This window comes from Pseudomonas cimarronensis (assembly GCF_049331905.1).
GTDB lineage: Bacteria > Pseudomonadota > Gammaproteobacteria > Pseudomonadales > Pseudomonadaceae > Aquipseudomonas.
This window is the reverse complement of the sequence record NZ_CP186283.1, coordinates 2,146,744-2,159,408: the sequence shown is the minus strand read 5'-3', so window position 1 is coordinate 2,159,408 and position 12,665 is coordinate 2,146,744. Positions and strand designations below refer to the sequence as shown.

The window sequence follows — 12,665 nt, the reverse complement described above, 5'->3', positions numbered from 1 at the left end:
TACAGGGGCGATCTCAGCCGCCAATAATCTTCATCACGGTTGCACCGCCGGAGAACGCCACATCCTGCTTGTCGCCCAGCGCTTTCATCAGCAGCCCCTGCAACGCAGGCAAGGCCTGGTGGCGCGGCTTGTCGAGCAGATCGCCGACATAGTGACGATTGCTCGATGACAGACAACCATGCAGCCAGCCAGTCGAAGACAGCCTCAGGCGCGAACAGGTACGGCAGAACGGTACGCTTTCATTAGCAATCACACCGAAATGGCCGACGCCAGGAATGGCGTAACGCAGCGCAGTGGCATCCAGCGCAGCGTGGGCCTGAACATAGTCGTAGCGGCTGCCGATCAGCTCCAGCAGTTCGGGCATGCCGATAAACTGACGCTGAAACCCGTTGCCGTCACGGGCCAGATGCCCCATGCGCATCAGTTCGATAAAGCGCAGCTCGAAGCCATTGACCAGGCAGTAGTCAAGCAGCGGCAGCACCTGATCGAGGTTCTGTCCGCGCAGCGGCACCATATTGACCTTGATCTGTACCCCGGCCGCCCGCGCCTGCTGCAGACCATCGAGCACGGTCGCCAGATCGCCACCACGGGCGATGCTGCGAAATGCCGCCGCGTCGAGAGTATCCAGGGAAATATTCAAGCGGCGGATGCCGCACTCCAGCAGCAACGGCAGCTTGCGCGCCAGCAACTGACCGTTGCTGGTCAGGCTGATATCGGTCAAACCAAGCTGGCTGACGCCACGCAGAAAGTGCTCCAGCTTGGGGCTGACCAGCGGCTCGCCACCGGTGATACGCAAGCGCTCAATGCCAGCCGCTTCGATCAGGTAGGCCACGCCACGCAACATGGCCTCGGCGGATAACTCATCCTGCGCAGCTACCAGTCGTTTACCGTCCGGCACGCAGTAGGTGCAGGCGTAGTTGCAGGCGGCGGTCAGGCTGACGCGCAGATTGCGAAAGCGCCGGCCCTGGCGGTCAACGATCATGCGCGTCTCCAACAGAGGTAGGCGCCGAGTATAGGGCGCCGTCAGCGCAGCAGATTGCTTATCCACGCGCTGAATACCTCAGCTAGCCGGAGTGTCACCCTCGCGCTTGCGCTTGTTGCCCATGCGCACGCCGATGTCCATAAGGAATTGGAAGAAGCCTTCCTGATCTTCCAGCACATTGCTCCAGAACGGCGAGTGATACAGCGCCACAGCACCGTGCACCAGCGCCCAGGCGGCGCAGTAGTGGAAATACGGCGGTACGTCTTCCAACTTGCCTTCAGCGATACGGCCTTTGATCAGCTGGGTCAGGCGCTCGAAGTTGGAGGCGCGAATCTTGTGCAGCTGCTCGACCATCTCCGGCACCTGGTTGCCCTTGACCACTTTCTCTTCGAGGCGGTCGAACAGGCGATAGCGCTGTGGGTCGCGCATGCGAAACTCAAAGTAGGCGCGCGACAGGGCTTCCTTGTCGCGGTCGACATCCGCCGAGTGCAGCAACTCGTTGAGGTCGCGCTCGTAGTCGAGCATCAGGCGCAGGTAGATCTCCGCCTTGGATTTGAAATGCTTGTAGATGGTGCCTTTACCGATACCAACCGTGTCGGCAATCATCTCCACAGTCACGCTGTCTTCGCCCTGGTCGAGGAAGAGTTTCAGTGCTGTGTCGAGAATTTCCTGTTCGCGGCGGCGAAACTCACGGACCTTGCGGGGTTCTTTATGCATAAAAGGACTACGGGGTCAAAAAAACGAAGGCGCGTATTATGCCTAACTAACGGCAAATTGCACGGATCATCCGACCATGTACGCAGTTCATGACGAGTTTCCGCAACTTCCCGGCTTGCGTTATCTGAACCACGCCGCCGTTTCTCCCTGGCCACAACGGGCCGTCGATGCGGTTAGCCGCTTTGCTATCGAGAACGCGCAAACCGGTGCCCGGGACTACGCCAACTGGTTGCAAGTCGAGCGGCGCCTGCGCGATCGCCTGCAGCGTCTACTTAACGCGCCCTCCCACAGCGATATTGCACTGGTGAAAAACACCTCCGAGGCGTTGTCCTTCGTCGCCTTCGGCCTGGATTGGCGGCCAGGCGATCAGGTGGTTATCAGCGATGAAGAGTTCCCGTCCAACCGAATTGTCTGGGAAGCACTCGCGCCCCAGGGCGTCGAGGTGGTGCAGGTCAATCTGCATCAGGGCGATGCCGAAGCCGCCCTGCTCGCCGCCTGCGGGCCGCGTACCCGGCTGATGGCGATCAGCGCCGTGCAGTACGCCAGCGGCCTGCGTTTGGATCTGCCGCGCCTAGGCCAGGGCTGCCAGGCGCGCGGCGTGCTGCTGTGCATCGATGCGATCCAGCAGCTCGGTGCCCTGCCCTTCGATGTGCAGGCCAGCCAGTGCGCCTTTGCCATGGCCGATGGGCACAAATGGTTGCTCGGCCCGGAAGGGCTAGGGGTGTTCTACTGCCGCAGCGATCTGCGGGCGCAGCTCAAGTTGCATGAATACGGCTGGCATATGCTCGAACATGCCGGCGACTACCAGCGCACCACTTGGGAGCCTGCCAGCAGCGCCCGGCGTTTTGAATGCGGCAGCCCGAACATGCTCGGCGCCATGGCCTTGGATGCCAGCCTGTCACTGCTTGAAGAAGTGGGCATAAGTGCGGTCGAAAGCGCCCTGCAGGAGCGCATGCAGTGGCTGCTCGATGGCTTGAACAGCATCCCAAACGCACACCTGCATAGCGCCGTGGAACGTCAGCAGCGCGCCGGAATTCTGACTTTCAGCCTGGATGGCTGGGACAACACAGTCTTGTTCGGCCAACTGAAACAGCACCAGGTGATCTGCGCACAGCGCGGTGCGGGCATCCGCCTGTCGCCGCATTTCTATACCGCACCCAGGGTGATTGAAGAGACATTGGCACTGCTGCAACAGCTGGCGACTGCTTGAGAACTCAGCAACGCGCTCTGTATTCCAAATCCGTTTAAGAATGCCGGCAAATGGCCTGGACGTTCGGCAATCTTCACCAATACTGAGCAGTACTGGTGTGCGGCGTATCCCCCAAGCGCCCCGCCAGGCAGGGTACCGTGGACCGCGTACCTTGATTTACTCCTAATGGTCTTAACCCGGTCTCATCCCCCAGAGCCCGGGTTTTTTTTGTCTTCGACTTTTCAGGAAAGCGCGATCAAGCCAGCCGAGCCAACGGAAATAAGCGTTTGAAGTTGGCCGTGGTCTGCTCCGCCAATTGCTCAAAGCTCACGCCGCGCAACACCGCCAGGTACTCGGCCACATCGCGCACGTACTCCGGCAAATTTGGCTTGCCGCGGTGCGGGATCGGCGCCAGGTAAGGCGAATCGGTTTCCACCAGCAAGCGATCAGCGGGCATCTGGCGCGCCACTTCGCGCAGCGCTTCGGCGTTGCGAAACGTGACGATTCCGGACAGCGAGATATAGAAGCCGATATCCAGCGCCGCCTTGGCCATTTCCCAATCTTCGGTAAAACAGTGCAGCACACCGGCTTGCGGCAGCGCTGCTTCACGCAGCAGTGCCAGGGTGTCGGCACGCGCCTCGCGGGTGTGCACGATCACCGGTTTGCCGGTAATCCGCGCGGCATCCAGGTGCAAACGGAAGGATGCCTGCTGCAGCGCCGCAGACTCTGGCTCGTAGTGGTAATCCAGGCCGGTTTCACCGATGGCCACCACCCGCGGGTGATTCAGCTCAGCGAGCAGCCAGTCCAGCGCCGGCGCTGCGCGCGGCTCAAGGTCCAGCGGATGCACACCGACCGAGCAATCGACATCGGCATAACGCTCAGCCAGGCCTTTGACCGCTGCGGCATTATCGGCGCTGACGCCGATGCAGAGAAAATGACCAACGCCGCGCGCGCGCGCAGCATCCAGCGCCGCATCGAGAGAACCGCCATGGGCAGCCAGATCGAGGCGGTCAAGGTGACAGTGGGAATCAACCAGCATGGGGAACAATCACTTGAGAAGCGGTGCCACAGGGCGGGCACCGTGATACGGAGGAAAAACCACTTACATGGTGTGCGTCGGGCGATCCGAAGTCAGTGCACCGGCCAGGTAGGTTTCGATCTTGTTGCGCGCGGTGTTGTCGCCATCATTGAACTGCACACCTACACCGGCTGCGCGGTTGCCTTGCGCGCCTTTCGGCGTGATCCACACCACCTTACCAGCGACCGGAATCTTTTCCGGTTCGTCCATCAGGTTAAGCAGCATGAACACTTCATCGCCGAGCTTGTAGCTCTTGTTGGTTGGAATAAACAGGCCGCCGTTCTTGATAAAGGGCATATAAGCGGCATAAAGCACGGATTTGTCCTTGATGGTCAGCGACAAAATTCCGTTACGCGGGCCCAGGTTAGGAGGCAGACTCATGCGGCATTCCTGATTTTATTCACTTAATGGCCGATTCTAGCCCGGTCCGGGCAAGCTTGCCCACTGCACCAGCAAGGCTTCGAGAAGCAAGACACGGTTGAGATTAGCCTTGCCGAGGACTTTCTGACGCTGCGCCAGCAACCAATCCTGCATATTCAACACTTTCGCCTGTGGGGTTTTCTGCGCCAGGTACTGCACCACCTTGCGCATATCGGCCTGCCCAAGCCCATCCTCATCCTGAGTCAGCTGGTAGCGCAGCATCAACTGCGACCACTGGCAGAACCAGTCGAACAGCAACTGCAGGGACACCGCATTCCAGCTTTCGGCCAGCTGACTGGGGGCAATCTGCTGTTTAAGCAGCTTTTTCACGCCTTCAACCACCTGCGCGCGCTGTGCGCTGACGCCCTGTTCGTGCATCTGCACCGCCAACAGGGGTGAGCCAGCAGCCAGGAACAGCAGCTCACGATGCTCCTCCGCGCTGCATGCCGGTAACGCCTGAGCCAACCACTCCAGGCTCATGGCTTCACTCGGCAACGGGCAGGCCTGTTGCACACACCGACTCTTCACCGTAGGCAGCAAACGGCTGGGCTGATGGCTGATCAACAGCAATACGGTATTGCCAGAGGGTTCCTCAAGGCTTTTCAGCAAGGCGTTGGCGGCGTTGATATTCATCGATTCAGTCGGCTCGACCAGCACCACTTTGCGCCCCGCCAGTTGCGCGGTCTGCACCACAAAGCTGACCAGATCGCGCACCTGATCCACCTTGATCGCCTTGTCGGCCTCTTCCGGCTCCAGGATGTAGTTATCCGGGTGGGTGCCGGCCGCCAGCAGATGGCAGGACTTGCACTGGCCACAGGCATCCAGGCCATTGGGCTGCTGACACAACAAACGCGCCATCAGCCGCTCAGCCAGCGCGCGCTTGCCGATACCCGCAGGGCCGTGCAGCAGATAAGCATGGGCATGCTGGCTACGGCCAGCCAGCTGCTGCCAGAGTGCATCCTGCCAGGGGTAAGCGTCAGCCACGCTGCAGCTCCAGCAGCTGTGGCAGCAATGCGTCCAGTGCCTGCTGCACCTCACTCAAGGATTGCGCGGCATCCAGAATACGGTAGCGCTGCGGCTGCTCAGCTGCGCGACGCAGATAAGCCTGGCGCACGGCATCGAAAAACTGCCGACCCTCCTGCTCGAAACGGTCCAGCCGACCGCGCGCTGCCGCACGAGCCAGGCCCACTTCCACCGGCAAGTCGAATATCAGGGTCAGATCAGGACGTAGCGAGCCTTGAACGAAGGTTTCCAGCTCTGCAATACGCGCTTCGGAAAGCCCCCGACCGCCCCCCTGATAGGCATAGGTGGCATCGGTAAAGCGATCGCACAGCACCACACTGCCACGGGCCAGGGCCGGGCGGATGACCTGTGCGAGGTGCTGAGCACGCGCCGCGAACACCAGCAGCAGCTCGGTGTCGGCCGCCATCGGCTCATCGCTGGGAGCCAGCAGCAACTCGCGCACCCGCTCAGCCAGTGGCGTGCCACCCGGCTCACGGGTCAGCAGCACATCAATACCCTGTTCACGCAGGCGCTCAGCCAGGTAATCACGATTGGTGCTCTTGCCTGCGCCTTCTGGGCCTTCCAGGGTGATAAACAAACCGCTCACAGGCTGTCCTTACTGATTATTGGGCGCGACTGGGGCCGGGCTCGAACGATAGTCCGCACGGCGCTTGAGCTGATACTCACGCACGGCCCGGTTGTGCTGCTCAAGGGTATTGGAAAATACATGGCTGCCATCGCCACGGGCAACGAAATACAGGCTGCTGCCCGCCACCGGATTCAGCGCGGCACGAATCGCCTCGCGGCCGACCAGGGCAATCGGCGTCGGTGGCATGCCATCAATGGTGTAAGTGTTATAGGGCGTCGGCTCACGCAGGTCATTACGGGTAATCCGCCCGTTGTAGCGCTCGCCCATGCCGTAGATCACCGTCGGATCGGTCTGCAAGCGCATACCGATGCGCAGGCGCCGTACGAATACCCCGGCAATCTCGCCGCGCTCTTCAGGCACGCCGGTTTCCTTCTCGATCATCGAGGCCATGATCAGCGCGTCATACGGTTCTTTGTACGGCAGATCTTTGGCACGCTGGGCCCACTCCTCGGCCAACACCTGCTCCAGCCGCGCATGCGCCTGCTTGAGCAGTTCAAGGTCACTCATGCCACGCACAAAGCTGTAGGTGTCTGGGAAGAAACGCCCTTCCGGGTTCAGACCCGGCAAACCAAGCGCCTTCATCAACTCGGCATCGCTCAGCTCGCTGAGGGTCAGTTCAAGACGTGTTTCACGTGCCAGCGCTGCGCGCACCTGACGGAAATTCCAGCCTTCAACCAGCGTCAGGTTGTATTGCAGCACTTCACCGCGGCGCCATTGGCCGAGCATATCCAACGCTGTAGCGCCGGGGGTCAGGCGATACTCGCCACTGTGCAGCGGTTGATTGCGTAGATTGAAGCGCCAGTAAAGACGTAGCCAGAAGGCCTGATCGAGGACACCATCGGCCTCAAGACGATTGAGCACACCACCCGGCGTCGCGCCTGCTGGCACATCCACCAGGTACTCATCCGTCAGTTTCAGCGGCTGGTGCAACGCCGAATGCTGCTGCCAGGCAGCAAAGGCAACTAGCAACGCAGCCAGCAGCACACCACCTTCCAGCAGCAGCAAGATTTTCCGTATCACGAATCAGCAGTCCAGTAGATCGCGGGCAATGGCCTGCAGTTTACGGGTGAGTGGGCCGACCGGCCAGTCGTGAGCACGCAAAGCGCGAACTGGCCACACGCCATAGAGGCTGTTGCACAGCATGACTTCATCAGCCGCCAGCAACTCGGCATAACTGATATCGCGCACCTGACACTCGATACCCAGCGCAGCCGCCTGATCCAGCAACTCCGCACGCATCACCCCGGCCACGCCGCAGCGCGACAGGTCAGCGGTAATCAGCACGCCGCCACTGACCAACATCAGGTTGCTGTACACGCCCTCGATCACCCGGCCGCTGACGTCCAGCATCAGGCCCTCGGCATGTTCGGCGTCCTGCCACTCGCTGCGCGCTAACACCTGTTCCAGTCGATTGAGATGCTTCAGGCCCGCCAGCAACGGCTGCGCGGCCAGACGTGTGGTGCAGGGAAAAATCCGCACACCCTGCTCGGCATGAGCGCAAGGGTAAACCGGTTTGGCCGCAGCCTGCAGAATCAGGCGCGACTGCATAGGCTGTGGCAACGCATAGCCACGCTGCCCATCACCCCGCGTGAGCATAAGCTTGACCACACCAGCCCCCACCAGCTGACTGAATGCCAGCAGCTGGGCCCGCACTGACGACAGGTCGACGGGTATGTGCAGGCGAGTACAGCCTTCAGCCAGTCGCGCCAGGTGACGTTCCAGCAGTGTGGGTTGCCCAGCATGCACGGCAATGGTCTCGAAGAGCCCATCGCCGTAGGCCAGGCCGCGATCCGTTATGGACAGCAGCTCAGCCGGCTGGCCATCAACCCAGCTCAGCATCAACCGGCAAACCGGCGGAATACCAGCGAGCCGTTGGTGCCACCAAAGCCGAAGGAGTTGGACAACACCACATCCAGTGGCATGGCCTTGGCCTGATGCGCGACAAAGTCGAGATCGCAGCCTTCATCCGGGCTATCCAGATTGATGGTCGGTGGCGCCACCTGATCACGCAGCGCGAGGATGCTGAAGATCGCTTCCACCGCACCGGCCGCACCCAGCAAGTGACCGGTCATGGACTTGGTCGAACTCACGGCCAATTTGTAGGCATGTTCACCAAACACCGATTTCACTGCCGCCACTTCGGCCTTGTCACCCGCCGAAGTCGAGGTGCCATGGGCGTTGATGTACTGCACCTGATCGGCATTCAGGCCGGCATCACGCAGTGCGTTGGCCATGCAGCGGGCTGCACCGGCACCATCTTCCGGTGGCGAGGTCATGTGGTAAGCGTCACCGCTCATGCCAAAGCCGATCAGCTCGGCATGGATGGTCGCGCCACGTGCCTTGGCGTGCTCCAACTCTTCCAGCACCAAAGCCCCCGCGCCATCAGACAGCACGAAGCCGTCGCGATCTTTGTCCCAGGGACGACTGGCTTTGGTCGGTTCGTCGTTACGCGTCGACAGCGCCCGCGCGGCACCAAAGCCGCCCATGCCCAGGCCGCAGGCGGCCATCTCGGCGCCGCCGGCAACCATCACATCCGCTTCGCCGTAGGCAATGTTGCGTGCCGCCATGCCGATGCAATGCGTACCCGTGGTACAGGCTGTAGCGATGGCGTAGTTGGGTCCCTGCAGACCGAGGTGGATCGACAGGAAGCCGGAAATCATATTGATGATCGAGCCAGGCACGAAGAACGGCGAAATCCGCCGCGGCCCTTGCTCATGCAGCGACTTGCAGTTGTTTTCGATATTGGTCAGGCCGCCGATACCGGAACCCATGGCAACACCGATGCGCTCACGGTTGGCATCAGTGACTTCCAACCCGGAATCGCGCATTGCCTGGAAACTGGCTGCGAGACCGTACTGGATAAACAGATCGAGCTTGCGGGCCTCTTTGGCCGACAGGTATTCCTCGACGTTGAAGCCTTTGACCGCACCGCCAAAGCGTGTGGAAAAAGCGGAAAGGTCTATGTGCTCAAGCAGACCGATGCCACTACGCCCAGCCAAAATGCCCTGCCAGCTACTCGGCACATCGTTACCCAATGGCGACAGCATGCCCATACCGGTAACCACGACGCGTCTACGCGACACAGCAATCTCCTTTTCTAGTTTTCAACGCTTGGAATGCGCTTAAAGAAAAGCCGCACGCCTGATTAGGGAGTGCGGCTTTTCCGAGTCGGGAACCGACGAATACGTCTTACGCGTGAGCGGTAACGTAGTCGATCGCTTCCTGAACGGTGGTGATCTTCTCAGCTTGTTCGTCCGGGATTTCGGTCTCGAATTCTTCCTCGAGAGCCATCACCAGCTCAACGGTGTCAAGAGAGTCGGCACCCAGGTCTTCGACGAAGGAAGCGCTGTTGGTTACTTCCTCTTCTTTGACGCCAAGTTGCTCAGCAACGATTTTCTTGACGCGTTCTTCGATGGTGCTCATACCTTGTTTTCACTCCTATTGGACAAATCCAGGCAGCTGGTCTGCGGCCAAGTGTATAGAAAGGGTTTTTAGCATTTCAAGCTGAATGCCGGGGTGCCCCAGGAACACTTCAACGATCTGTCTATAAACCTGTTGCAGCTTTATAACGGATTTTAGACAGCATCTATGACAGTTTTCTGAAAGCCCACGTCACATTCAGCTCATGTACATCCCGCCGTTCACAGGGATAGTAGCGCCTGTGACGTAAGCTGCGCCATCAGAAGCGAGGAAAGCGACCACTTTCGCGATCTCTTCGGCCTGCCCCAGACGACCCAACGGAATCTGGGTCAGCAGCGCGTCACGCTGCGCATCCGGCAATTCGCGAGTCATATCGGTGTCGATAAAGCCCGGCGCCACAGCGTTCACGGTAATCGCCCGCGAGCCCACTTCACGCGCCAATGCGCGGCCAAAACCTTCAAGCCCGGCCTTGGCAGCGGCATAGTTGACCTGCCCACCGTTACCCATGGCGCCCACCACCGAACCAATATTGATGATGCGCCCGTAACGCGCCTTGGTCATGCCGCGCAACACCGCCTTGGTCAGGCGATACAGGCTACTCAGGTTGGTATTGATGACATCAAACCACTCGTCATCTTTCATCCGCAGCATCAGGTTATCGCGGGTGATACCGGCGTTATTGACCAGAATCAACGGCTGACCAAGATGTTGCTGGATATGTTCCAAGGTGCTGGCAACCGACTCGTCATTGCTGACGTCAAGCACCAGGCCGGCCCCTTCGATGCCATTGGCCTTCAGGGTTTCCGCAATACGCTCGGCACCCGAGGCCGAAGTGGCTGTACCGATGACCACAGCTCCCTGACGACCCAACTCCAAAGCGATAGCCTGGCCAATACCGCGGCTCGCGCCAGTGACCAGTGCAACCTTACCTTGCAGGCTCATAGCATTTCTCCTTAATCAGACCAGGGCCGCATTCGCAGCAGCGAAGGCGTCCGGGGTGTCCAGGTTATGGGTATTGATGCCTTTGACGCAGCGCTTGTTCAGACCCGACAGCACTCTGCCTGGACCACACTCAACCAGATCGGTCACGCCCTGCGCCGACAGGCAGACGATTGACTCCACCCAACGCACCGGGCTGTAGAGCTGCGCCAGCAGGTCACGCTTAAGCCCTTCCAGATCAGTCACTGCAGCAGCGCTGACGTTCTGCACCAGAGCGATTTGCGGAGCCTGCCAATCAATTGCCGCCACGGCTTCGGCAAAGCGTTCAGCCGCCGGGCGCATCAACGCACAATGCGACGGCACGCTGACCGGCAACGGCATCGCACGCTTGGCACCACGCGCCTTACACGCTTCAATGGCGCGCTCAACAGCAGCAGCGCCACCGGCGATTACCACCTGGCCCGGGGCATTGAAATTCACCGCACTGACCACTTCACCCTGCGCTGCTTCGGCGCAAGCCGCCAGTACATCAGCATCTTCCAGCCCGAGAATCGCTGCCATGCCGCCCTGCCCGCCGGGCACGGCCTGCTGCATCAGCTGACCACGATGCTCCACCAGCTTGACCGCGGCAGCCAGCGACAGACTGCCAGCAGCAACCAGCGCCGAGTATTCACCCAGGCTATGGCCGGCAACAAAAGCCGGACGCGCGGCACTCTCGGCCAACCAGGTACGCCACAGCGCGACAGATGCAGTGAGAATTGCCGGCTGCGTCTTGTCGGTCTGGTTCAGTTGTTCTTCAGGGCCCTGCTGGGTCAGCGCCCAAAGGTCATAACCGAGCGCTTCGGAAGCTTCAGCAAAGGTGTCAATAATCAGCGGCCGTTGTGCACCGTGCTCAGCGAGCATCGCCAGAGACTGGGAGCCCTGGCCCGGAAAGACGAATGCGAGAGATGCAGACATGGAAACCTGTTCCTAATGGTCGGGATCGTCGGTAATACGCGCCAGGCTTAGCCCAAGCGCAAGAAACTGACAGTTGGATGACGGGCTGCCCGCCGCAGTCACATTCTAAAGCAGGTGTTCGCCGAGGCGACCATGCAAACGTTGTGGCAGATTTTCTTCAATCTCCCGCAAAGCTCGGCGAATCGCACTCTTGAAGCCCTCAGGCCCGGCCGCACCATGGCTTTTCACCACAATCCCCTGCAGCCCCACGAAACTCGCGCCGTTGTGTTGAGCAGGTGCCAACTCACCCTGCAAGCGCCGTAATAGCGGCAAGGCCAACGCACCCACTGCACGCGCAGCAAGACTGGACTTGAACAAGGCATCAATACGTCCGGCAATCATCGCCGCCAGGCCTTCACTGGACTTGAGCAGGATGTTGCCGACAAAACCATCGCACACCACCACGTCAGCTTCACCGCGGTAGAGCCCATCACCCTCGATAAAGCCGATGTAGTTAAGCCCTTCGGCTTGCTGCAACAGACTGGCTGCCAGCTTGACCTGCTGATTGCCTTTGATGTCCTCCGTCCCGACGTTCAGCAGCGCTACACGCGGACGCTGCATCCCCAGAACCTCAGCGGTTACCGACCCCATCACGGCGAACTGGTGCAGATGCTCGGCACTGCAATCAACGTTCGCTCCCAGGTCCAGCAGATGGCAGAAACCCGTCTGTGTCGGAATCGCCGTGACCATGGCTGGCCGGTCAATTCCCGGCAGGGTTTTCAGCACATAGCGCGACAGCGCCATCAGCGCCCCGGTGTTCCCGGCACTGACACAGGCTTGCGCCGCCCCACTGCGCAGCAATTCAAGGCTGATACGCATCGAAGAATCCGGTTTGCCACGCAAGGCCTGGGCCGGGCGCTCGTCCATACCCACGACTTCACCGGCATGAGCAACACGCAGGCGCGCACGATCGACACCGGGGTGGCGAGCAATCAGAGATTCAAGAAGGAAGGATTGGCCGACTAGGACCAGGTGCAACGAAGGGTATTCAGCCAGGCAAGCGATGCAGGCTGGAACAATGCAGTGGGGACCGAAGTCCCCACCCATTGCATCAATCGCGATGATCGGAGCGGACAAGATTTACTCGTCAGCGCCCTTGTCGATCACTTTACGACCACGGTAAACGCCTTCTGGCGATACGTGGTGACGCAGGTGAACTTCGCCGGTGCTTTTCTCGACCGACAGAGTGCTGGCCTCGAGAGCGTCGTGCGAACGGCGCATGTCACGGGCGGAACGGGATTTTTTGTTCTGCTGAACAGCCATAACTAATTAA

15 protein-coding genes are annotated in these 12,665 nt (G+C 60.2%); 1 reads left to right on the top strand and 14 read right to left on the bottom strand.

Annotated elements, in window-relative coordinates; genetic code table 11:
- Positions 1-13 precede the first annotated feature (13 nt).
- Positions 14-982 carry a GTP 3',8-cyclase MoaA gene (locus ACOCLD_RS10045; protein ID WP_422909049.1) on the bottom strand — a complete coding sequence of 323 codons (969 nt, stop codon included), beginning with the start codon at positions 980-982 and terminating at the stop codon, positions 14-16.
- Between the two features lie 78 nt (positions 983-1,060).
- Positions 1,061-1,699 (bottom strand): TetR/AcrR family transcriptional regulator, encoded by a 639-nt coding sequence (locus ACOCLD_RS10040; RefSeq protein WP_090247979.1) that lies wholly within the window; start codon positions 1,697-1,699, stop codon positions 1,061-1,063.
- Between the two features lie 76 nt (positions 1,700-1,775).
- Here ACOCLD_RS10040 and ACOCLD_RS10035 point away from each other — a divergent pair, with 76 nt between their 5' ends.
- The gene (locus ACOCLD_RS10035) at positions 1,776-2,909 is read left to right on the top strand and encodes an aminotransferase class V-fold PLP-dependent enzyme (protein WP_422909048.1); all 1,134 of its coding nucleotides are present in this window, start codon (positions 1,776-1,778) and stop codon (positions 2,907-2,909) included.
- 235 nt (positions 2,910-3,144) lie between these two features.
- Here ACOCLD_RS10035 and ACOCLD_RS10030 read toward each other — a convergent pair whose 3' ends face one another.
- The 12 genes from ACOCLD_RS10030 to rpmF all read right to left on the bottom strand — a co-directional run bounded on the left by ACOCLD_RS10030 (position 3,145) and on the right by rpmF (position 12,655).
- On the bottom strand, positions 3,145-3,927 hold the full coding sequence (locus ACOCLD_RS10030) for a TatD family hydrolase (RefSeq protein WP_422909047.1): 783 nt from the start codon (positions 3,925-3,927) through the stop codon (positions 3,145-3,147).
- 63 nt (positions 3,928-3,990) lie between these two features.
- Positions 3,991-4,347 carry a PilZ domain-containing protein gene (locus tag ACOCLD_RS10025; protein WP_090238100.1) on the bottom strand — a complete coding sequence of 119 codons (357 nt, stop codon included), beginning with the start codon at positions 4,345-4,347 and terminating at the stop codon, positions 3,991-3,993.
- A gap of 36 nt (positions 4,348-4,383) precedes the next feature.
- Positions 4,384-5,370: a DNA polymerase III subunit delta' gene (locus tag ACOCLD_RS10020; protein ID WP_422909046.1), complete on the bottom strand. Its 987-nt coding sequence runs from the start codon at positions 5,368-5,370 to the stop codon at positions 4,384-4,386.
- Positions 5,363-5,995 carry a dTMP kinase gene (gene tmk, locus ACOCLD_RS10015; protein ID WP_422909045.1) on the bottom strand — a complete coding sequence of 211 codons (633 nt, stop codon included), beginning with the start codon at positions 5,993-5,995 and terminating at the stop codon, positions 5,363-5,365. The genes ACOCLD_RS10020 and tmk overlap by 8 nt, the downstream gene beginning before the upstream one ends.
- A 9-nt stretch (positions 5,996-6,004) precedes the next feature.
- Positions 6,005-7,057 (bottom strand): endolytic transglycosylase MltG, encoded by a 1,053-nt coding sequence (mltG, locus tag ACOCLD_RS10010; protein WP_233684348.1) that lies wholly within the window; start codon positions 7,055-7,057, stop codon positions 6,005-6,007.
- A gap of 3 nt (positions 7,058-7,060) precedes the next feature.
- On the bottom strand, positions 7,061-7,876 hold the full coding sequence (pabC, locus tag ACOCLD_RS10005; RefSeq protein WP_422909044.1) for an aminodeoxychorismate lyase: 816 nt from the start codon (positions 7,874-7,876) through the stop codon (positions 7,061-7,063).
- On the bottom strand, positions 7,876-9,120 hold the full coding sequence (fabF, locus tag ACOCLD_RS10000) for a beta-ketoacyl-ACP synthase II (RefSeq protein ID WP_392539458.1): 1,245 nt from the start codon (positions 9,118-9,120) through the stop codon (positions 7,876-7,878). The genes pabC and fabF overlap by 1 nt, the downstream gene beginning before the upstream one ends.
- A gap of 106 nt (positions 9,121-9,226) precedes the next feature.
- Positions 9,227-9,460, bottom strand: coding sequence for an acyl carrier protein (gene acpP / locus ACOCLD_RS09995; RefSeq protein WP_058066290.1), 234 nt, complete (start codon positions 9,458-9,460; stop codon positions 9,227-9,229).
- 195 nt (positions 9,461-9,655) lie between these two features.
- The gene (gene fabG, locus ACOCLD_RS09990; RefSeq protein WP_257778192.1) at positions 9,656-10,399 is read right to left on the bottom strand and encodes a 3-oxoacyl-ACP reductase FabG; all 744 of its coding nucleotides are present in this window, start codon (positions 10,397-10,399) and stop codon (positions 9,656-9,658) included.
- Positions 10,400-10,414: 15 nt separating this feature from the next.
- Positions 10,415-11,353 carry an ACP S-malonyltransferase gene (gene fabD / locus ACOCLD_RS09985; protein WP_422909043.1) on the bottom strand — a complete coding sequence of 313 codons (939 nt, stop codon included), beginning with the start codon at positions 11,351-11,353 and terminating at the stop codon, positions 10,415-10,417.
- 105 nt (positions 11,354-11,458) lie between these two features.
- Entirely contained in the window at positions 11,459-12,469 is a 1,011-nt protein-coding gene (gene plsX, locus ACOCLD_RS09980) for a phosphate acyltransferase PlsX (RefSeq protein ID WP_422909042.1), read from the bottom strand.
- A 3-nt stretch (positions 12,470-12,472) separates the two neighbouring features.
- Positions 12,473-12,655: a 50S ribosomal protein L32 gene (gene rpmF, locus ACOCLD_RS09975; protein ID WP_003245185.1), complete on the bottom strand. Its 183-nt coding sequence runs from the start codon at positions 12,653-12,655 to the stop codon at positions 12,473-12,475.
- Positions 12,656-12,665: the final 10 nt, after the last annotated feature.

Excerpts from the sequence above, each read along its gene's own strand:
- fabG (WP_257778192.1), bottom strand. The coding sequence starts at position 10,399 with ATGAGCCTGCAAGGTAAGGTTGCACTGGTCACTGGCGCGAGCCGCGGT.
- pabC (WP_422909044.1), bottom strand. The coding sequence starts at position 7,876 with ATGCTGAGCTGGGTTGATGGCCAGCCGGCTGAGCTGCTGTCCATAACG.
- ACOCLD_RS10030 (WP_422909047.1), bottom strand. The coding sequence starts at position 3,927 with ATGCTGGTTGATTCCCACTGTCACCTTGACCGCCTCGATCTGGCTGCC.
- ACOCLD_RS10045 (WP_422909049.1), bottom strand. The coding sequence starts at position 982 with ATGATCGTTGACCGCCAGGGCCGGCGCTTTCGCAATCTGCGCGTCAGC.
- ACOCLD_RS10035 (WP_422909048.1), top strand. The coding sequence starts at position 1,776 with ATGTACGCAGTTCATGACGAGTTTCCGCAACTTCCCGGCTTGCGTTAT.
- acpP (WP_058066290.1), bottom strand. The coding sequence starts at position 9,460 with ATGAGCACCATCGAAGAACGCGTCAAGAAAATCGTTGCTGAGCAACTT.
- ACOCLD_RS10025 (WP_090238100.1), bottom strand. The coding sequence starts at position 4,347 with ATGAGTCTGCCTCCTAACCTGGGCCCGCGTAACGGAATTTTGTCGCTG.
- fabD (WP_422909043.1), bottom strand. The coding sequence starts at position 11,353 with ATGTCTGCATCTCTCGCATTCGTCTTTCCGGGCCAGGGCTCCCAGTCT.
- ACOCLD_RS10040 (WP_090247979.1), bottom strand. The coding sequence starts at position 1,699 with ATGCATAAAGAACCCCGCAAGGTCCGTGAGTTTCGCCGCCGCGAACAG.
- rpmF (WP_003245185.1), bottom strand. The coding sequence starts at position 12,655 with ATGGCTGTTCAGCAGAACAAAAAATCCCGTTCCGCCCGTGACATGCGC.